This is a genomic window from Cytobacillus sp. C11.1 (genome assembly GCF_058145115.1).
Map to the genome: position 1 here is coordinate 276,535 of NZ_CM176935.1, position 19,950 is coordinate 296,484.

Here is a 19,950-nt window from a genome sequence, read left to right on the forward strand (position 1 = left end):
TCTATAAGGCTCTTTTCTTATAAATGGATCTTTTAACTTTTAAATTCAGCCCGTTGATAAAACTTAATTTGCAGTTTAAAAGCAACAACCTTTAAAAAAGCCTTCTTTTATTTATGGTCGATCCCACAAGCTTCTGCCAATAATTCAACAATATGGACAACCCGCACCTTATCTTCGAGACCCTCGCGTTTGACGCCGAGGCACATTTGCAAATGGCAGCCAGGGTTGGAAGTGACAATGGTATTTGGTGAGACCTTTTGAACATGTTCCATTTTTGCATCGAGTAATTCCATGGATTCTTCATAGTGGACAATATTATAAATTCCGGCCGAACCACAGCACATATCCCCTTTCGGGAGGGGCACATACGTCATTCCCGGTATTGATTTCAATAGTTGGACAGGATCCCCTGCTACCTTCTGTACATTTAAAAGATGGCAGGATGGCTGGTATGTCACAATGCCTGCCATTTCTTTTTGAAAGGTGATTCCGAGTTTGTTCAATATTACACTTATATCTTTATTCTTTTGCACAAACACCTTCGCACGCTCAGCCCAATCCGCCTCATCTGCGAGCAGGTGGTCATATTCAACGAGCATGGCTCCGCACCCGCCAATGCTATTGACGACAAAATCAAAATTTCCTTTTTCAAAAGCAGCAATATTTTCTTTCGCCAGCTTTTTGGATGTATCCTTATCACCGCTATGGTTTTGCAGGGCCCCGCAGCAGGTTTGCTCTTTTATTACAGTGACTTCGCAGCCTGCATGCTTCAGCAATTTAATGCTAAGGTCATTGATTTTGGCAAAAAACACATCCATAATGCACCCTGTAAAAAAGGCCACACGCGCTTTCGTCTCACGCTCAGGAGTCTGGGTACTTCTCCTAAGCTGTTTATTTGGCATTTCAATGGCCGGCGTTATCTCTTCAAAAGCACGAAGCTGCTCGGGAAGAATGCCCAGCATTTTGCTTTTGCGTGCAAATGATTCCATGCCTGTTTTTTGGTAACCGCGAAGTGATGCTCTCATTGCGGCCAGCAGCTTTTTATTCGGCAGAGCTTTTTGCAATGCCATGTTTTCCAATAATGGCGCTGGTGTGGCAGCAGCTTTTACTTCCTTAAATGATTCGAGGATTTTTCCATATTGCACATTAGTTGGGCATGCCGTTTCACAAGCACGGCAGCCAAGGCATAACTCCATCGACTCCGTAATTTCGTCGATGGTTATTTTTCCTTCCGCAGCCATTTGCACAAGATTAATACGGCCGCGGGGGGAATGCCTTTCTTTTCCCATGGTGGCATAGGTGGGGCATGCGGGGAGACAATAGCCGCATTGGACACAATCAAACGTTTCTCTGTATGCTAACTGACTAGTCATGGACTAACACAAGCTTTTGCCCTTTTTTCTCGGGAAAAATTTTTCCCGGATTCATAATGTTATTCGGATCCCACGCTTTTTTCATTCTTTTCATCATGTCCAACCCTGCTTCCCCAAGCTCCATTTCCATAAATGGCGTCTTCATTGTCCCGATTCCGTGCTCCCCTGAGAGGGTTCCTCCCAGTTCTATGGCTACTGTGAAAATTTCCTCAACGGCTTTTTCCACACGCTTCATCTCTTCTTTATCCTGTTTATCGGTAATAATATTCGGATGCAGATTTCCATCACCCGCATGGCCGAATACAACCAGATCGATTTCATATTTTGCTTTGATTTCCTGCAATCGCCGGAACATTTCTGGTATCTTGCTTCTTGGAATGGTGGCATCTTCCGAAATCTTCGTCGGCTTTTTCCTGACAATGGCAGGAGAAACGAGCTTTCGAGCTTTCCAAAGCTTTTCAGCAGACTCCTCATCCCTGGCAATGATGGCTTCCCTTGCCCCCACTTCCAGGCAAACCTGTTTGACCTGTTCACTTTCGTCCCTGATGGCAATCGGATGGCCATCAAGCTCAATAAGAATTATGGCATCCACATCCACTGGCAGACCGATCGGCTGAAAATCTTCAACGGCCCGAATCGAAGACTGGTCCATAATTTCCATTTTGGATGGCAGGATGCCGGAAGTAAGCACTGCTGAAATGGCTTTTCCGGCATCAATAATATCATCAAAAATAACCATCATCGTCTGGGTTGCCTGCGGTCTTGGGATCAGCTGGAGAGTCGCCTCCGTTATAATGCCTAAAGTTCCTTCCGATCCAACAATCAGTTTTGTCAGGTCATAGCCGGTAACATTTTTGACCGTCCGCCCGCCTGTCCGGATAATTTCTCCTTCTGGTGTTACGATCTCGAGCCCGAGCACGTAATCCTTTGTGACCCCATACTTTAAACCGCGCGGGCCGCCGGCATTTTCCGCCAGATTCCCTCCGATGGTTGAAACATGGGAGCTGCTTGGATCAGGCGGATACATAAGTCCATGCCTTTTGGCTTCTCGATCAATATCCGCGGTTATGACCCCTGGAGATACGATGGCAACCGTATCGTCCCGGTCAATTACCAAAGTCTGCGTCCACAGTGAAAAATCCAAAACCATTCCTCCATGGACAGGGAGCGGACCACCGCTTAGGCTTGTTCCCCTGCCTCTTGGATAAACTGGAATTTTCATTTCATTAGCGAGCTTTACTATGCCTGCTACTTCCTCCGTTGAGATGGGCTGCAGGATAATCTCAGGAAGGTAAGCGCCAAAAGATCCATCATATGAATAAGAAACCAAATCTGCCTTTTCAAGCAGTATTCGCTTTTCGGTTCCCATTATGCTCTTTATACGGTCAACAATCTGTTCGGTGATCACAACGGCACCTTCTTTCCTTCCTCTTCGTTCACTCTTAATTTCTTCCTAACATTTTCGAGATGGATTCTCATAGCATCCGAAGCCAGCGTTTCATCCCGTTCTTTTATGGCTGTAAAAATACTTATATGTTCATGAAAAACCTGTTCCCGCTTTTCCGGCTGCCCGACGTTTTTCTGAAGTGAAAAAGCAATCGCTTTCCGGTAAAGATCATCAATGTTTTCCATTACTTGTATCATAAATCTGTTTTTGGTTGCCCCTATCAGATGTTTGTGAAAATTAGCGTCAGCCTGGTCCCCCACTGCTTCCGGATTCGTTAGCGTAATTTCAAATTGATCCAGCGCCTGTTTCATTCTATCCAAGTCAGCTTCATCACGACGTAAGGCAGCAATAGCTGCTGCCTGTGTCTCCATGATGATCCGCATTTCAAGGAGCTCAAAAACCTGCTCCATTGGAATTAATTGAATGGCTAAAGATTCAAGCATGTCAGCCATATTGACTTCTTTAACAAAGCTTCGTCCTCCTTGCCTGGATCCAATAATTCCGCTGGCAGATAGGACACTCAATGCTTCTCGAACAGGCGCACGGCTGACGCCAAACAGTTTGGCGAGTTCATTCTCGGATGGCATAGGCTGGTTTTGCGGGAACTTGCCTTCCTTAATCATATCTTTAAGCTGATCTAACACTTGAGCCGAGATTTTTTTTCGTTCGATTTTCATTGGCTGGTAAGCTCCTTATATGGTGATTTCTACTGAACTGCTTTTCTTCACTCTTATTACATGGAAGAGAATCGCAAACACACAAAGTCCAAGTCCTGCAATATCCGTTATCATGCCTGGTTTAATCAGCATTAAAGCCCCGGCAAACATAAGTACTCTTTCGACAATTGTCAGCTTGGCATTCAAATAGTTTCCTAGTGCACTGGCTAGAGCATAAATTCCTAGTGTGCTGGTGACAACAACAAGAGCTACAGATACAGCAGATAAAGCTTCACCATCAGCAGGCTGGAGCAGAATATTAGGATTGTAAGCAATCATGAATGGGATAATAAAGCCCGGAAGTGAAATCCGCAGCGCTTCCCATGATGTTTTCATTGCATTGGCACCGGCCAGTCCAGCAGCTGTATACGATGCTAAAGCTACCGGCGGTGTGATGTTGGACAATGCACCAAACCAGAACACAAAGAAATGTGCTGCGATCGGGTTTACTCCAGCTTCAACAAGGGCCGGGGCAGCTGTAACGGCCACCACGATATAAAGAGCCGTTGATGGAAGTCCCATACTTAGGACAATACAAGTGAGCATAACTACGATTAAAATCAGCCACAGATTTCCGCCTGTTAATTCAACAATATTATAAGCCAGTGTGGAGCCGATGCCTGTCATTGTTACGACACAAATAATGATCCCTATGGCCGCACAGGCAATCCCTACCTGGATGGTCCCTTTTCCGCCTTCGATAAATGCCTCAATTGTTTTTGAGATTGTAATCCTTGAAGATTTGTCTTTTGCCAGCCAGCTCGCTAAAATAACGGACCCGATTCCGGCAAAACCGGCAAATAGGGCTGTTTTTCCCATTAATAATGTTGTGATAACAACGATAATCGGAATAAGCAGAACGCCGCGCTCCTTCAGGATTTGAACAACATTTGGAATGTTTTCCTTGCTGATTCCTTTTAAACCTTGCTTTTTCGCTTCGATATCAATGGCAAAGATCAGTGCGATATAATAAAGGAAACTAGGAATGATCGCTGCCAGGATGACCGTCGTATACGAGATTCCCAGAAAGCCGGCCATAATGAATGCGGCAGCACCCATGATTGGCGGCATGATCATACCGCCTGTTGATGCAGCTGCTTCAACAGCTCCAGCAAATTTAGGCTTCAGGCCAATTGATTTCATCAATGGAATGGTGAAGGCACCTGTTGTTGCCACGTTGGCAACGGCGCTTCCGCTTAAAGAACCTGTCAGAGCACTTGAGATAACAGCAACCTGCGCAGGGCCTCCGCGCTTTCTGCCTGCAATCGCCAGCGCCAGGTCATTAAATAGCTGCGTTGCACCGCTGACCGACAGGAAGGCTCCAAATAGAACAAACATAACGATAAAGGTGGAGGCAGTTGAAAGTGTTAGTCCCAATACCCCTTCTGTTGTCATATAAAGACGATATAACAAACGCTCCAATGAAAAACCGGCATGTCCGAAAATCCATGGAAAGTAGGTTCCGAACAAGGCATATACGATAGCACCGCCGCAGAGGATCGGAATGAAAATTCCGACTGCTCTCCTGGCAGCTTCCAATAACACGATGATGGTGATCGCTCCGAAAATGTAATCTATCATAATCGGCTGCGAACCTCTGTCCACATGAATCGTCGTATAATTCAAAAGCAGATAACCAAGACCAGCAATGGAAAGAGCTGCAAAAATGTAATCCGGAACTGTAAACCTTTGCTGATTAGAAGCCTTACTTGCCGGATACAGGAAAAATGTCATGACCAGCAGAAGGCCAAGAAAAATTAGGTTTCTATAAATCTCTTGAATATTGGATAACCCGTTTGTATAAATAGCAAAAATTGAAAACAGGACAGCAATGGCTGCAGCCACTTTTTTATATGGCCCCTGCAGCAAGCGCATGCCTCCCCCCGCTTCTTTATCCAAGTCTGTTGGCTGAATTGCTTGTTCACTAGTTGGTTTTGTCATCGTGTGCCCTCCTTTATTTCGCTTCCGGCGGTATTAGGTTTTCCGGTATATCCAAACCGGCTTCTTTAAAATATTTATAAGCTCCTGCATGCAATGGAACCGATACTCCATCCAAAGCTGTTTCCAATGTCATTTCTTTGGCTGAACTATGCACTTCATACATTTCATCCAGATTTTCATATAGTGTTTTTGTAAGAATGTAGATGGTTTCTTCGTCCATTTCTTTTGTAGTCGATAAAAGGTTCGGCTGGGCAATTGTGTTGATGTCCTTGTCCACCCGCGGATAGGTTCCGCCTGGAATCACATAGCGGTACCAGCTGTCCGAGACAGCATTAATGGCATCCAATTGTTCATCCGTCACTTCTAAAATCGATGCTTTTACATTACTGGCATACATATCCGTTACAGCTGAAATAGGAATACCAGCAGGAAGGGATCCTCCATCCAATCTTCCATCTCTCATAGCTGAAACCGTATCACTATAGCCAAGATATTCAGGTGAAATATCTTTTTTCGTAAGTCCAAGACCTTCCATCATGACGACAGTAGACTGTTCTGTACCGCTTGCCTGCGGCCCTACAGAAAAGCCTGTCCCTTTGATATCTTCAATCGTTCCTGTTTTCACTTTGTCGTTCATAAGGACAAAATGCTCCACGTTCGGCCAAAGCATCGAAATCGTGCGAAGGTCCTCATAACGTTTTCCATCAAACGAGCCACTTCCTGCATATGCCTGAGAAGAGATCAATCCTTGCAAAATAGCTAATTGTGCTTCCCCTTCACGAAGGAGCTCGATATTCTCGATGGATCCGGCAGATGACTGACCGCTCGCTTGGATCTTCTCGCCCTTTAAGTGACTGCTCCAAACATTCGCCATTCCAACTCCGATTGGATAATATGTACCTCCTGTTGATGCAGTAGCGACCGAAACAAATCTTTTATCCTTGTTTTTAGCAGCTGTCTGTACCCCAACAATCGTGATAAACACAAGTGTTAGGATAGATATAATAATCTTCCACTTTCTTTGAATCACAAAATCCCACCCTTTCAGTAAAATGTAAGCGTTTTTCTAAACTTGTATTACAAGTATACAAGATTATTTGTTAATAATTCAACGAAAATTCTAATTTTTTGTTTTATTATGTAAGATCAAAGACTAAATTCCTTGGTATTTCGACCTTTTTCAACATATAAATAGTACATATTACCCGGTTCAAATCGCGCGTTCTTTAAACAATATTAGTGATACTTGGCATTGGACAAAAAAAGGCCATTTTCCTAATTAGAAAATGACCCTGCACTTATAGAAGTTTCCCCATATAATATTCATCCGCAAACTCGCCATTTATCAGCAGAGAGTGTTTTTTAATGCCCTCGATTTGGAATCCGGCTTTTTTGTAAAGTGCCACTCCGGCTTCATTTTTTACAACTGTTGTTAACTCCAGGCGGTGGATACTTCGCTCACGTGCCCAGCGATCCAGCTCCTCAAAAAGCATTGTGCCAATTCCTTTTCCCCTGTGCCCGCTGGCTATTCCAGCGACCAAATAGGCAGTGTGCCTGCTTCTCCTGGCAGCGCCGCCAATGGCCATTAAAAAGCCTATCAATTGGTTGTCTTTCTCCGCAATGATAATGGTGGAATTTTCCTCCTTTTTAATCACTTCGATTCTTTTTCCTTGTGCTTCCGGTGACGTCTGTCTTTCACCAGGCTCGAAAAGCATATATTCTGATTCGTTTTCCACCTCAGTAATCAGATTGGCCAATGCTTCGGCATCGGATGGCTTTATGTGGCGAATCATTGGAAATCTCCCCTTTATTTTTCTATTAAACTAACATCCTTGTTTTTCCGGCTCTTACTTCAGCCATCTTCCCGTAAAAACTTTCTTCCATCTCGATGCCAAAGAAGTTATAGAATTTGATTAGTCGTCCAACATTCTGGCGATATCTTCGAAAAGACAGACACAAGTCATGTTTTTCGCGTTTGCAGAGAAGTAATTCATTGCAGGAAATGGCACCTACCTCTCTACTGTCCGAGCCAATACCGCTCCAGCAACAAGTCCCCAGACGGGTGCGCTGATGTGGAGAAAGGAAATGCCGGATAGGGTGACAATGAAAGCGGCGAGTGCACTTAGGCGGTAACGATTGCCGGAGAAGCCCAATTGCAGGCTTGAGTGCAGAACGCCAATCAGCGCGAATCCAGCCAGAAGCGAAACAAATGCCTGCGGCAGCGACTGGATAAAGGGCACAATTTTCCACGCAAAAATTCCGAATACAATGGTGATGGCACCCGCCACGACGGCTCCCATATATCTCTTCTCCCTAGGCCCCGAATCCGGCCCGGCACAAATGGCGCTCATCATTCCAGCGATGTTGGCACACTGTCCGCCAAAGAAGCTCGTAATGACAGAGAAGACCCCGCTTGAAGAAACAATTTTTCGAATCGGCGGCTTAAAGTTAGAGCTTTCCAGTGCTCCTATTCCCGGTGCCGCATCATTGCTTAAAATCAGCATTGCCAGCGGAAGCGCAATCGTCACAAGGCCCATCCCAGTGAATTCCGGTGTCTGCCATGACGGCAGAAAATAGGAGATTTCCTTGGCCGGCTTCAAATCTGCTGTTAAAAATAAAACCAGGAAGGCAGCAACTACCGCTGCCAGTACTGGAGGAAACTTCTTAATATATCTGGTAAAAATCAGAAAACTGATTAAAGCTGCCCCTCCCACTAAAGGCATTTCTTGTATAGCCGGAACGAGCTTCGCCACATAACTGGCAACCAGCCCACCGAGCATGGATGCGATCACTTCTTTCGGCACCCACCCGATGATTTTTGTAAATAACCCCGAGATGCCAACCAGAAAAATCAGCAAACCCGACATCACATAACCGCCAATCAGCTCAGGATACGTATACTGCGCTGTAATAGTCGCTAAAAAAGCTACACCTGTTATGGAATGGCCGCCTGTAATCGGAATCCTGTACAGCAGCGGCATAAGGATGCTGTACACGCCCCCGAAAAAATAAACCGCAAACATCCAGTTGATGGTTTGCTGATCGGTAAATCCCCCGGCAGCCGCTGCCTGTAAAATGATAAGCGCTGGCCCCGTCATCACCATCGTACTTGCAATAATTCCCGATGATATATTTTCACCTGTTAAGTCTTGAATCATTGAATGCTTATTTAATTTTACTTTTGATTTGTATTCGCTATGCCTTTCCTCTGGCAAACCCATTTCCCTGCCCCCGACTTCCGTATATTTTAATTACTATCATGATTTTAAACAGAAAAATTGTCAAACTATTTCGCATACGGAAGCTTTGTCCAGCAAAAAAAAGAAATACCCATAAAGGATATTTCGACAAAATTCGGGTGGTACCTGGTACCTATATGAGATTCCTTCGTTCTTCCATTTGCGGCGGTTCTTCCATCCAGCCGTTTTGGATCATGATTTTGGCTCCGCGGTGGGCGTATTCGAATATGTCTTTTGAGAAGATCCCTGCTTTGGTGGGAATGTCATTCCGCAGGCTGAAGGCTGTACCGATTGCATTTTTTCCTAGTGAGAAGCTGCAGAAAAGGCTGGTGCAGTACATCATCAGTTTATCGGAAAATGGGGCTGCGGTTGAGCGTGTGGCATTTCCTCCTGCTCCTAATGGGGCTTGAATCCCGTCCTCGAGCATCATTTCGGAAAATTCTTTAATGATGCTTTTAGCCAGTTCCGCACCTTCCGAAAAGTATTTTCTTACTTCTTTTTCCTGTGCGCATTGGGCAAAACCGGTAATCAGCTGCATCCCAGTTGCATTTGCTTCAATTGAATAATGAAGCTGACTAACCTCGACAGTATTCATCGTCCGTTTCTGACCGAACGTACTTGTTCCTTTTAAATAGCTGGTATCTTTTACGAACTCCGCTTTTTTTGGCATGGTCACATAAGGCGCGCGGCTAAGCAGACCTTTTTCAAGCAGATATCGGGTGCATTGCCGCGAATAATCCTGGGTTTGAGCTGTAAGGTCTTTATACAGCAAAATAATATCCTCCCGGTAGGACATGCTTAAATGCAGGGTATGCAGACCCATGCTGATCGAGGTCATCAGGCGCACAAACATAATATCAAACCCGTTGCTGTATAATTTCGGTGCATCGGGAATCACGTCCTGTTCCGTGAACCCAACCGGAATTGCTGCCCCTTCATCCTTGAATATTTGTACAATCTTCTGTACATAAGGGTTAACTTCTTCACACAGACTGGTCATAATATTCTTCGCTTCTTCATCATCCGCTTTTTCAATAAAATAATCGAGCATTCTTAACAGCATCGTTTTCTGCTGATATGTCATCCATAAGGTTCCGAGTTCATTTGATGTAATTGCTGGTCTTTCAGGCATACATGATCCCCCATCATTAAAGTTATTATTATACTTCCTTAAAATGTAAAAACCATGCATGTATAAGGGCAAAAAAAGAACCCCCTAAGAGGCTCCTAGATCTTTCCGATCAAAATAAACACTTAATACTTGCTTGAGGGATTGGTCAAGCTGCACCCATTCATCAAGCTCATAGTTATTTAATACCTTTGCAAGGTTTGGCTTAATGCCGATTAATTTTATAATGCTGCCTGTCATGAAGTTCAATGTTTTAATAAGCTGGGTGAACTTCTCGATGCCTTTGTCCTCCACTTCTCCTACGGCTGTGAGATCAAAGAGAATTTCATCATATTCACCGGCAAACACAGACTTTAGGCAGCTTTCGGAGATCACATTAATTTTATCTGCCGTAATATCCCCAAACAAAGGAATCAGACACATGGATTCCGAAAGAGGAATAAACGGGCCTGATAATTGGTTCAAGCGGATCAGAACCTGTTCAAGTTCTTCCTTTTTCTCCAAAAGCTCAAAATCAGTTGAGGCAAGGCGTCCCTGCAGCTCCATCAGTTTATTCATCAGGCCTTCATTTGAGCTGTCTTTCGGCAAAAAGATCATATTGGCGCAATCATCACTGTCCCACAGAATGTGGACATCAAATAGTGCCAGCGGAGCATTCTTTGTCTTCATGTTAAGCTCCAGCTTAACCGGTTTCATCCCAGGCTCCCGGCTGTAATGGATCAGCTTCTCGATGCTTTCTTCATCTATTATACTTTTCAGATGGCCATCGCTAAGGTCAAAGCACTCCCTCGCCAAAGTGGAATAGCTTAGTATTTTTCCGTGCATGTCCGCTAATAAAAAGGCGAGCGGAAGCTGTTGGTCAAAATATTGCATTTTTTTGTCCTCCCGCCTGGTAGTTTTGCAGCCATTTTTTCGTTTCCGGCAAATTGCGGAGGATAACCGTATCTTCCGTGCAATAAGGAAGCAGATCATATTTATCCGCTAAGCGCCCGCCAAGAATGACGGCCGGTTTATGTGGCAGCTTTGAAAATTCTGCCGCATATTCCTTAAGCTTTGGCAGGTGATAGACAATGCTGACCGACAAGCCAATCACATTTGGCTTCCATTCCTTTGCAGTTTTAAGGGCATATTCCAAAGGCAGGCTGGGGCCAAAATATTTCGTCTCCCAGCCGTTCTCTTCAAATAAACTGTTCACCATTTTCAGGCCAATATAATGCTGCTCGCCATCCAGGCAAAGAAACATGGCTTTCTGTCCGGATTCTATTTTATCGCGGTTATAAGCCAGTTTTGACAGCACAAAATCACATGTAGCCGTAGCTAAATGTTCATCCGCAACCGTTATTTGATTCGTCTCCCAGAGAAAGCCAATATGCTGCATCGCAGGCGTAATTAAATTTTGATAGACTTCCAGTCGCGAAAGGTCCTGATGCTTCTGAATATGCGCCCACACTTTAGCAGAATCTCCTTCAAGCAAAAAGGAAGCAAGTGTCTCAGCATGCTGCATATTACACCTCTCCCTTCTCTGGTACGCCTTTCAGTACAGCAATGGCTTCGGATAAATAAAGAGTGAACATCTCTGCTTGCTGTTCATCTTCTCCTCTTTCCTCTCTCAGCACAGTTTGAATCAATTCAAAGTTGTCAATCAAATGCTGCGTTTTCATTCCATGCTTCGTTAAAATGCCATCAAGCCAAACAGCATAATCCGTGAAAAATGCAGATTGATTTAATTCATAGGCCGATTGGAGATGCTTCATATGGTGATGGTTATCTTCACGGCACTTCTCTTTCCCTTTCTCGCCAAACCGTTCCAGTAAGGAAGGCTCCCGTTCATAAATCATTGCCGTTACTTTGTTGACGACCGCATCAAAATTCACTTAGCCACCACCTTATATTGCGACACCTTCGGAACGACCGCAGCCAATTCCTGATCCGGGTATTTTTTCTCCAAATCATGGATTCTCTTAAAATCCTCGCTTCGAACCCAATTTAAATAGCTTTCCTTTGTATCAAAAATCAGCTGGACCGTCAGTTCACCAGGGCGCTTATCATTTTGCAGCAGCAAAAAGTCGACAAACCCCTCTGCCTCATCAACCGACCGTGAGCGATTTTTATATATATGAATGACTTCCTCCGATTTCTCATCAGGAACATCAAAGGTTGAAAAAACCGTATACATGTATTCTCCTCCTTTTTGGGAGTATTCTGGCTTTTCAAGTATAACATAGTGTTAAAGTTTGTCCTTTTTGGAGGGTTTGGTGATGTTTCGTTACGCAGGCGGATTAGCTGATTCATTTGACTGCTGTGCGGTTTTTGGACTTTCATCTGTTCTTTAACTACCATTATCTTTCCCTCTCTTCAATTTTGGTCGGAATCCAGCTCTTTTACCACCATATTCTCTTCGTCTTCCCATTTTTGATCGTTAATCTGGTTCTTTAACTACCATATCCAATCCCTCTCTCGCTTTTGGTCGTTAATCCTTCTTATTAACTACCATTTCCTCGCCTTCTCCGATTTTTGGTCGTTAATTCGGCTCTTTAACTACCATATCCATTCCCTCTCCTCACTTTTGGTCGTTAATCCTTCTTATTAACTACCATTTCCTCGCCCTTCTCCGATTTTTGGTCGTTAATCCAGCTCTTTAACTACCATATCCATTCCCTCTCCTCGCTTTTGGTCGTTAATCCTTCTTATTAGCTACCATTTCCTCGCCTTCTCCGATTTTTGGTCGTTAATCTGTTCTTTAACTACCATATCCATTCCCTCTCTCGCTTTTGGTCGTTAACCATTCTTATTAACTACCACTTCCTCACCCTTCTCCGATTTTTGGTCGTTAAGATAACCTAAGCCTTTATTTAGTACTGTCAAGTGGTTCCATATCCAATTTCATCCATTACCTCTAACGATCTCAGCCTTAAGCCTGAGAGAAAGATATGTCTCTGGCTCGTTATGGCTCTTGTTCATCCGCGTTAAGATGTTACATGTAGGAATTGTTAAGTTTTTCCTGCAAACAAGGTCTGATTTTAGCGAAATAGGTCGTACGAATTATTGGAATTTTAAAGTAGAACTAGTTATTATTACCTATTTTTCTGTGTATAATTAGATCTTGGGTGCAAATTTCCACTATTAGGGAGCAAGGAGAATGTTTATGAAATTATTGAAACTGATTGTAGAGAGAAAGATTTTGGTCGCATTAATGACGGTATTGATTTTAGCCATCGGCAGCTATTCAATTTTTGAATTGGATAAAGAATTAATGCCGCCTGTGACGATGGATGGCGCTTATGTGGAGATAAGCGCCGGTGAGATGGCAGCCATAGAAGTGGAGCGATCGATCACCACCCCCTTGGAGCAGCAAATCAGGGGGATTGATGGAGTAGAAGGCATAGACTCGACTACAAATATTGGGCGCAGCTCTCTGCAAATCACCTTTGAACAGGGCCGTGGCGATGAATTGTTTAAAGAAGTTGAGTCGATCGTAAATGCGGCCAAAGGCGAAAATACCGCAATCACAGATGTTATGGCAGGACAATACGGAACGGCCCAAAGCTATGAGTTTTATATGGATGTTTCCGGCGGCACCATGGAGGAAATGACCGATTTTGCTAAAAATGTCCTCGAACCCCGTTTGGAGGCATTGCCCGAAGTCCGTGACGTATCGCTTGCTGGCGTGCAGGAGCATGAAGTTACGATTGAATTAAACCGCACCGAAATGGCGGAAAAAGGGCTGGATGCCACAGCAGTCATCGGTGCGATCCAGCAAGTGAACAATGAAGCAACACTTGGAGAACTGAGCAGCGATTCCAACTCTCCTTCCCTTCGCTGGAACACAAAATTGGAAAATGTGGGCGATGTAGAAAAGATTAGAATCCCAGCACAGGCAGGTTTTATTGAACTGAAGGAAGTGGCAGACGTTTCCCTTCAGCCGCTAGAAAGCTCCTCCTTTGTCTGGAAAAATGGCACAAAGGACTTTATCTTTGTCCAGGTAGGTCGTGTTGCGGATGCTACCCAAATTGACATGGCGGCTGCCGTCCGCGCCGAAATCAAAAATATTCGTGAAGATGGATGGGTTAAAGGCTTCGAACTGAATGAAATGGTTGCGCAAGCAGATTATGTCCAGGAATCCATTGATGGGGTAACCGGCAATATCCTGATTGGAGGCGTCATCGCGATTGCGATCCTGCTGATCTTTTTGCGTAATCTAAGGGCCACTTTTATCATCGGCCTGTCAATTCCCACTTCTATCCTGCTGACTTTTACAGCAATGTGGGTCTTTGATTACAGCTTTAACATCCTGACCCTGATTGGTTTGGGGCTTGGAATTGGAATGATGGTCGATTCCTCCATTGTTATTTTGGAATCAATCTATCGAAAGAAAGAGCAAGGCTTGGGCAAGCTGGAATCCGTTCTGGAAGGAACGAAGGAAGTATCATCAGCTGTTATTGCTTCCATGCTGACAACGATCGTTGTATTTCTGCCGATTGGCCTGATTGGCGGAGACATGGGGCAATTCATGATTATGCTGTCAGCTGTTGTGGCGATTACTTTGATCAGCTCAGTCATTATCTCGTTCACACTGATTCCGTCTCTTTCTGAAAAATGGCTGAAGCTCCGCAAATCGAAGAAAGAAAGCAAAGAAGGACCCATTATGCGCCTGTATAGCCGGATTGTCGCGTGGACGATCAAGAAAAAACGCTACAGCTTTGCAATGATTGCGATCTTCTTCCTGCTATTTGCCGGATCACTAACGCTTGTGACAAAAATCCCAATGACCATTATGCCGGATATGTTCAATCGTTACACCGAGCTGATGGTTGACCTGGAAACAGGCGTTTCAATAGAAGACAAAGAAGAAATTGCGCAAAACATAAATCAAAAACTGCAATCCATTGAAGATGTTGAGTCCAATTACGTCATGGATAACGGCGGAATGTTTTACACCATTATCAACATGACAAAGGGCGACAACATTACGAGAGAGCAAAAAGATATTAATGAAGACATTATGAAGGAACTCCGCAGCCTATCAGAAACCCTTCCGGTTGAAAATGTTCAGGGGGCCATGTCTGGTGGAGGCAGTTCTCCAGTTCAAGTAAATATTCTGGGCGAGGATTTTGAAGAATTGCAGGCTATTGCCGGTGATTTTACAAAAGAACTTGAAGGTATTGATGGCATTGTTGGTGTGACAAATTCCATGGAGCGCACATCAGAGGAACAGATTATCGTTTTAAAGGAAGAAGCGATTGAAAAAGCAGGATTAACACAGCCGCAAATCAGACAATTCATCGAGCAGGCCTTTTTGACAATGCCAGTAGGTGAAATGACTGTCAACGAAGAAAATGTACCCCTTGCTTTGAAATGGGCCGAAAAAACAGATTCCAAATCGTCCCTATTAGATTTAAAAGTCCCAACCGCACAGGGTGAGAAAGCTTTATCTTCCTTTATCCAATTGGAGAGTGTCGAAACACCGAATGAAATTTCCCATCTTGATGGCGAGCGTTTCCTCTCCATCTCGGCTGATATGGAAGGAAAAGACCTTGGGGCAATAAACCGGGACGTACAGAAACTGATCAATGACTTTGATGCACCGGCTGGCTATTCGGTTTCGGTTGCCGGCGACCTTGAGCAGCAGCAGGAATTAATTATGGATATGGTGTTTGTGTTAGCCATCGCGATCTTCCTTGTATACCTGGTGATGGCTGTCCAATTTAACCACCTTGGCCATCCGCTCATTGTTATGTCCGTGATCCCGATGACAATCGTTGGCGTCATTCTCGGATTGTTCCTTACACAAATGGAGCTTAGTGTCATGTCAGGCATGGGAATCGTGATGCTGATTGGAATTGTGCTCAATAATGCCATTCTCTTGATTGACCGGACGAATCAGCTTCGTGCAGAAGGCTCCTCTGTGGAAGAAGCCCTTTTGGAAGCAGGGAAAAACCGGATTCGTCCAATCTTTATGACCACCTTGACAACAGCCGGCGGCATGCTTCCGCTTGCAATGGCATCCGGAACTTCCGGCAACTACCAGGCCCCTATGGCTACGGTCATTATTTCCGGTCTGCTATTTGCCACCTTTATCACCCTGCTGCTGATTCCAGCCGTTTACCGCTTGTTCACAACCTCCAGCCTTCGTTTCGGCTGGCTGAAGAAAAAGCGGAAAAAGGAACGCAGGGAGGTTAAAGCAGTACCAGGAACAATAAACAATTAATGTGCTCACCCCCTCAAATTTGAGGGGGTTTTTTGCAATGGCTGTGTTAAAGCTCAATGTTGATTTTTAGCACCCTGTTGAGTGGAGCGGAAGGCACGAGACTCCTCGAAAATGCTAACGCATTTTCTTCGTGCGGTGTTTATTCGTGGAAGCTTATTCAATGTCCTGCGGGAGAAGCGTGTCAACGGGAGACCCCGCAGACACGAATGTGTCGAGGAGGCTCCCGGACCGCCCGCGGAAAGCGAGTGCCTGGAGCGGAAATCAACAGGCAAATTTAACAGAACCTTTGCAATAATTCCTAGGCAATCGCGGATGTTTTACACAATATGGACAAGGGCTCTTCCCTTCTGAATTTCCTTTCATATATTGTTAGCAGTTTAAATGAAAGGAGAGTACCTATGTGCCACTATTGTGTTGAATATCATTATTTCAAAAAGAAAGTCTGCCATGATCCGCACTGCAAAATCTGCTGCAAAAAGAAAGACAGCCATGAACATCGCTGCTGCAAGAAATGCTGCCACGACCACAGCCATCACTGTTCCTGCAAGAAGTGCAGTCTCGATTTCCACCATTGCTGCAAAAAGAAGAGCTGCGGCTGCTAAAATTGCTTTTGTAAAAATAGGATACAAGCTTTACATTAAAAAGCAGGTTATTCCTGCTTTTTTTGATGTCATTTTATACATGGATTCCTCTCGGTTACCTGGATGAAGAGTCATTTAAAAACAAAGTACTTCTGGCCAAAATAATTGGTAAATGTGTAAATTGCTGCTCCCATGAATACCGCAAGCTCCACACGGGAAAATTCATACCCCAAAAGGTTAAAATCTCGCACGATCTCTGCGGCCAAATCGCTTATTGAATAAGAAAGAAAGTAACTAGATAAAATGACAGAAATAAAACGGTAAGCACTCTTTTGAATGCTGGCGTTACTCTGAAAAGTAAAGGTCCTATTCAGAATGTAGCTGATGGCAGCTCCAATGCTATTTCCGATAAAAGTAGCGATCCAGTATGACGTTCCGATTAGATTCAAAAGGATAAATATAATCGATAGACCCGCCAGCGTATTAACCGCTCCAACAAGCAAAAAACGAATAAAGGTATTAGTTCGTTTCAGATAATTTTCCAAAATGAATGCCAGTGAACTCATTTTCAGTTCCTCCGTCCGCAGCCAGGTGAGGAGAAATAGGCATATTAAAAGCATCAATTTCTACTGAAAATTTAGGTCTCCTCTTTGTTTCTTTATAGATTTTCCCGATATATTCCCCAACCAAGCCAATCGCCATAAGCTGCAGCCCGCCAAGCATCCAGATTGAAGTGATTAAGGAAGTCCAGCCGGTTTCGGTTTCACCAAAAAACCTTAGTCCAAGAAAGTAAATGCCAAATAGCAGACTAATAAAAAAGGAGCATATCCCCAATGCCATGACCATTCGGATCGGAGTAACAGAGAATGAGGTAATGCCTTCAAAGCAAAAGGCAATCATTTTTTTCAAAGGATACTTGGACTCTCCCGCAAGCCGTTCTTTACGGTCATAATACACTACGGCCGTTTTAAATCCGAGCATTGGCACGATCCCACGCAGGAACATGTTTGTCTCCTCATATCGCTGCAGCTCTTCCAGCGCACGTTTGCTCATTAAGCGGAAGTCTGCGTGATTATAAACAAGATCGACTCCCATCTTCTTCATCATCTTATAGAATCCCTGAGCAGTGCTTCTTTTGAAAAAAGTATCAGTATCCCGTTTTCTCCTTACACCATAGACAATTTCATACCCTTCCCGGAATTTCAGCATAAACTCCCGTATTACTGAAATATCGTCCTGAAGATCCGCATCGATTGAAACAGCACAATCGGCAGCCTTTCCTGCTGCTGATAAACCAGCAAGCAATGCATTCTGGTGACCCACATTTCTGGAAAGCTTTAGTCCCCTGACCTTATCATTATTTAAGCTTTGCTTATAAATGATCGGCCAAGTCCGGTCTTTACTTCCGTCATCCACAAATAGAATTTTGCTTTTATCCGATACTAGATTTTCGTTCTCGAGTTCTTCAAGCAATTGGCTTAGTTGTCTAATCGTTTCCGGCAGTACCTCCTCTTCGTTATAGCAAGGAACCACGATGGTGAGTACTGGGTTGTTCATTTTTTTTCCTCCTGATTATATGGCTTTATAAAGGTAGATTTTCCATACAGAGCTTTTTGATTCAAAAACCTTTTCCAGGTGCAGAGCATTATCTGCAGCATTATCGATGGGAACGGATGAGAAAATATAAGAACCACCCATTGCTTTGAATGCATCTGTATTCAATTGAAGGTTTTTCAGCCTTTTTTTCGTATGCTTTTTAAACATATAATGCTTTCCGAGCTCGTCCGTAAAGAAATAGCACCTTCCACCCCATTCATCAAAGTAGATGCGGATTCTTTTGTTTTTTTCCAGTTCCTTTTCAATTATTTTCCGAAACTGATATTTGTATGTTAAGGGGTAAAAATTATTATACGCATCCAAAGTGTAGAAGCCATTATACTGGGCGATGGCAGGGTGAAGGCCGATGCTTGCGACACGGTAATCCTCCTGCGGGCGCCCAATATAGTTCTTAATATCAGTAAACTGCTTTTCTGCATAAAATTGCTTTACAGTTGGCTTTTCCTGAAAAAGAATTTCCTCATTAAAGAATGATGCGACAATCACTTGTGCCAGGACAAAAACGGGAACCAGCCGCCTCCAAAACTGGCCACGGGACCAAATGATTTTCAAGGACAGGGCAAAAAGAACATAAATAACCAGAGGCCTTAAAAAGTGATACCTGGCAAAGTTGAATGTATCAAGAACATGAAAGCGCTCAGTAAGCGGCAGCCAGCCTTTGTAAAACCAGAAGGCATACCATGTTGATAAAGCAAAGTTTAGAAAAAACAGAAACAAAAACACCTTTTCCTCTTTCCAGTTCTTTAGCCAAATAATCATGAAAAGGGCTAAGAGCATAAGCGGGAGGATGACTAAGGTGTGGACCGTCGCTGCATGGTGGTGTCCCAAAGCAAAATTTTTAAAGGTTAAGCGGACGCAATGCCAAAAGGTTAGCCTTGCATGGAAATATTCATCACGGCTGTTTGGTTCATCGTCAAATAGAAAGGAATAAACAAGCCGGTATTCTACGATAAAAAATATTCCGGTCATATAGGCAATCGATAATAGAAATGGCCAATTCCACTTTCTTTTCCTGATTACATCTGTCAGCCAAAAGATTCCCATGGCACTCAGGAAAAAGAAAAACCCGAGAACGATGCTCGCATACATGGGCAATAAGGTTAAGACAAGGATATTTCTCCAGGATCTCTTCCCCTTGCCTGATATTTAAGAAGGCCCAGAGCGCAAGCGGCATCCCAAGCGTACTTAGCATACCGGATGGCCAGAATGGAGTGAATGAAAATGCCAGTGCTGTCCCAATCGTAACCGGAGCCCATTTCTCTTCTTTTAAAAAATGCTTTTTCAAAAGCAAATACATTCCAATAAAAGCAAACACTCTTGTAATCGTCTGGCTGAGCGCATAGGCAATCATGGCCGGAAAGAGAGCATAAAGCCAAACAATTAAGGTCAATTCAGAGCCAAACGCATTCCGGGATAGGTTTCCGTTCATAATTTGCGGAATGACTGCATCAATCGGCCCTGTAAGCTCACCGCTTTCGGCGAGGACTTTATACCAGGCAAGATTGGAATCCAAATTATCGTGAACGCGAATATGAGCGTTTTCACCTAATATGTACAACGGAGACACAAACAAAGCCAAAGCGATAAAGGCGAGGATAAGAAGGTTTTTTTCGGCTGTTATTTTATTCAAAAGCAATCTTTACACCTCTAGGTTCAAGATTATTTACAGCTTAGGGTTCACGAACCTGCGCAAAATATT

16 protein-coding genes and 1 pseudogene are annotated in these 19,950 nt (G+C 43.9%); 2 read left to right on the plus strand and 15 right to left on the minus strand.

The window, feature by feature from the left end; genetic code table 11:
- Positions 1–107 precede the first annotated feature (107 nt).
- From AC3ZVC_RS01365 to AC3ZVC_RS01420, 12 genes are all read right to left on the minus strand, one after another.
- Entirely contained in the window at positions 108–1,373 is a 1,266-nt protein-coding gene (locus tag AC3ZVC_RS01365) for a (Fe-S)-binding protein (RefSeq protein ID WP_490065949.1), read from the minus strand.
- The gene (locus AC3ZVC_RS01370; RefSeq protein ID WP_490065950.1) at positions 1,366–2,781 is read right to left on the minus strand and encodes an FAD-binding oxidoreductase; all 1,416 of its coding nucleotides are present in this window, start codon (positions 2,779–2,781) and stop codon (positions 1,366–1,368) included. The genes AC3ZVC_RS01365 and AC3ZVC_RS01370 overlap by 8 nt, the downstream gene beginning before the upstream one ends.
- The gene (locus tag AC3ZVC_RS01375) at positions 2,778–3,497 is read right to left on the minus strand and encodes a FadR/GntR family transcriptional regulator (RefSeq protein ID WP_490065951.1); all 720 of its coding nucleotides are present in this window, start codon (positions 3,495–3,497) and stop codon (positions 2,778–2,780) included. Before AC3ZVC_RS01375 ends, AC3ZVC_RS01370 begins: the two co-directional genes overlap by 4 nt.
- Before the next feature lie 15 nt (positions 3,498–3,512).
- The gene (locus AC3ZVC_RS01380; protein ID WP_490065952.1) at positions 3,513–5,477 is read right to left on the minus strand and encodes a TRAP transporter permease; all 1,965 of its coding nucleotides are present in this window, start codon (positions 5,475–5,477) and stop codon (positions 3,513–3,515) included.
- A 13-nt stretch (positions 5,478–5,490) separates the two neighbouring features.
- Positions 5,491–6,507 (minus strand): TAXI family TRAP transporter solute-binding subunit, encoded by a 1,017-nt coding sequence (locus AC3ZVC_RS01385; RefSeq protein ID WP_490065953.1) that lies wholly within the window; start codon positions 6,505–6,507, stop codon positions 5,491–5,493.
- A 268-nt stretch (positions 6,508–6,775) separates the two neighbouring features.
- The gene (locus AC3ZVC_RS01390; RefSeq protein WP_490065954.1) at positions 6,776–7,270 is read right to left on the minus strand and encodes a GNAT family N-acetyltransferase; all 495 of its coding nucleotides are present in this window, start codon (positions 7,268–7,270) and stop codon (positions 6,776–6,778) included.
- A 216-nt stretch (positions 7,271–7,486) separates the two neighbouring features.
- Positions 7,487–8,698, minus strand: a complete 1,212-nt coding sequence (locus AC3ZVC_RS01395) for a benzoate/H(+) symporter BenE family transporter (RefSeq protein ID WP_490065955.1) — start codon at positions 8,696–8,698, stop codon at positions 7,487–7,489.
- 151 nt (positions 8,699–8,849) lie between these two features.
- The gene (locus tag AC3ZVC_RS01400) at positions 8,850–9,848 is read right to left on the minus strand and encodes a DUF3231 family protein (RefSeq protein ID WP_490065956.1); all 999 of its coding nucleotides are present in this window, start codon (positions 9,846–9,848) and stop codon (positions 8,850–8,852) included.
- An 84-nt stretch (positions 9,849–9,932) separates the two neighbouring features.
- On the minus strand, positions 9,933–10,718 hold the full coding sequence (locus tag AC3ZVC_RS01405; RefSeq protein ID WP_490065957.1) for an STAS domain-containing protein: 786 nt from the start codon (positions 10,716–10,718) through the stop codon (positions 9,933–9,935).
- Positions 10,705–11,349, minus strand: a complete 645-nt coding sequence (locus tag AC3ZVC_RS01410; protein WP_490065958.1) for a cobalamin B12-binding domain-containing protein — start codon at positions 11,347–11,349, stop codon at positions 10,705–10,707. The genes AC3ZVC_RS01405 and AC3ZVC_RS01410 overlap by 14 nt, the downstream gene beginning before the upstream one ends.
- Before the next feature lies 1 nt (position 11,350).
- Complete coding sequence (locus AC3ZVC_RS01415; RefSeq protein WP_490065959.1) at positions 11,351–11,719, minus strand: hypothetical protein; 369 nt, start codon at positions 11,717–11,719, stop codon at positions 11,351–11,353.
- A complete protein-coding gene (locus AC3ZVC_RS01420; protein WP_490065960.1) occupies positions 11,716–12,021 on the minus strand; it encodes an antibiotic biosynthesis monooxygenase family protein in 306 nt (101 codons plus the stop codon). The genes AC3ZVC_RS01415 and AC3ZVC_RS01420 overlap by 4 nt, the downstream gene beginning before the upstream one ends.
- 969 nt (positions 12,022–12,990) lie before the next feature.
- On the opposite strand from AC3ZVC_RS01420, the gene AC3ZVC_RS01425 reads away from it, so the two are divergent.
- Both AC3ZVC_RS01425 and AC3ZVC_RS01430 read left to right on the plus strand, forming a co-directional pair.
- On the plus strand, positions 12,991–16,053 hold the full coding sequence (locus AC3ZVC_RS01425) for an efflux RND transporter permease subunit (RefSeq protein ID WP_490065961.1): 3,063 nt from the start codon (positions 12,991–12,993) through the stop codon (positions 16,051–16,053).
- Between the two features lie 381 nt (positions 16,054–16,434).
- Complete coding sequence (locus AC3ZVC_RS01430) at positions 16,435–16,761, plus strand: hypothetical protein (protein ID WP_490065962.1); 327 nt, start codon at positions 16,435–16,437, stop codon at positions 16,759–16,761.
- A gap of 4 nt (positions 16,762–16,765) precedes the next feature.
- Here AC3ZVC_RS01430 and AC3ZVC_RS01435 read toward each other — a convergent pair whose 3' ends face one another.
- From AC3ZVC_RS01435 to AC3ZVC_RS01445, 3 genes and pseudogenes are all read right to left on the minus strand, one after another.
- On the minus strand, positions 16,766–17,200 hold the full coding sequence (locus AC3ZVC_RS01435) for a GtrA family protein (protein ID WP_490065963.1): 435 nt from the start codon (positions 17,198–17,200) through the stop codon (positions 16,766–16,768).
- A complete protein-coding gene (locus AC3ZVC_RS01440; protein ID WP_490065964.1) occupies positions 17,154–18,191 on the minus strand; it encodes a glycosyltransferase family 2 protein in 1,038 nt (345 codons plus the stop codon). Before AC3ZVC_RS01440 ends, AC3ZVC_RS01435 begins: the two co-directional genes overlap by 47 nt.
- Before the next feature lie 15 nt (positions 18,192–18,206).
- Positions 18,207–19,881 (minus strand): annotated as a pseudogene (locus AC3ZVC_RS01445) (DUF6044 family protein).
- Positions 19,882–19,950: the final 69 nt, after the last annotated feature.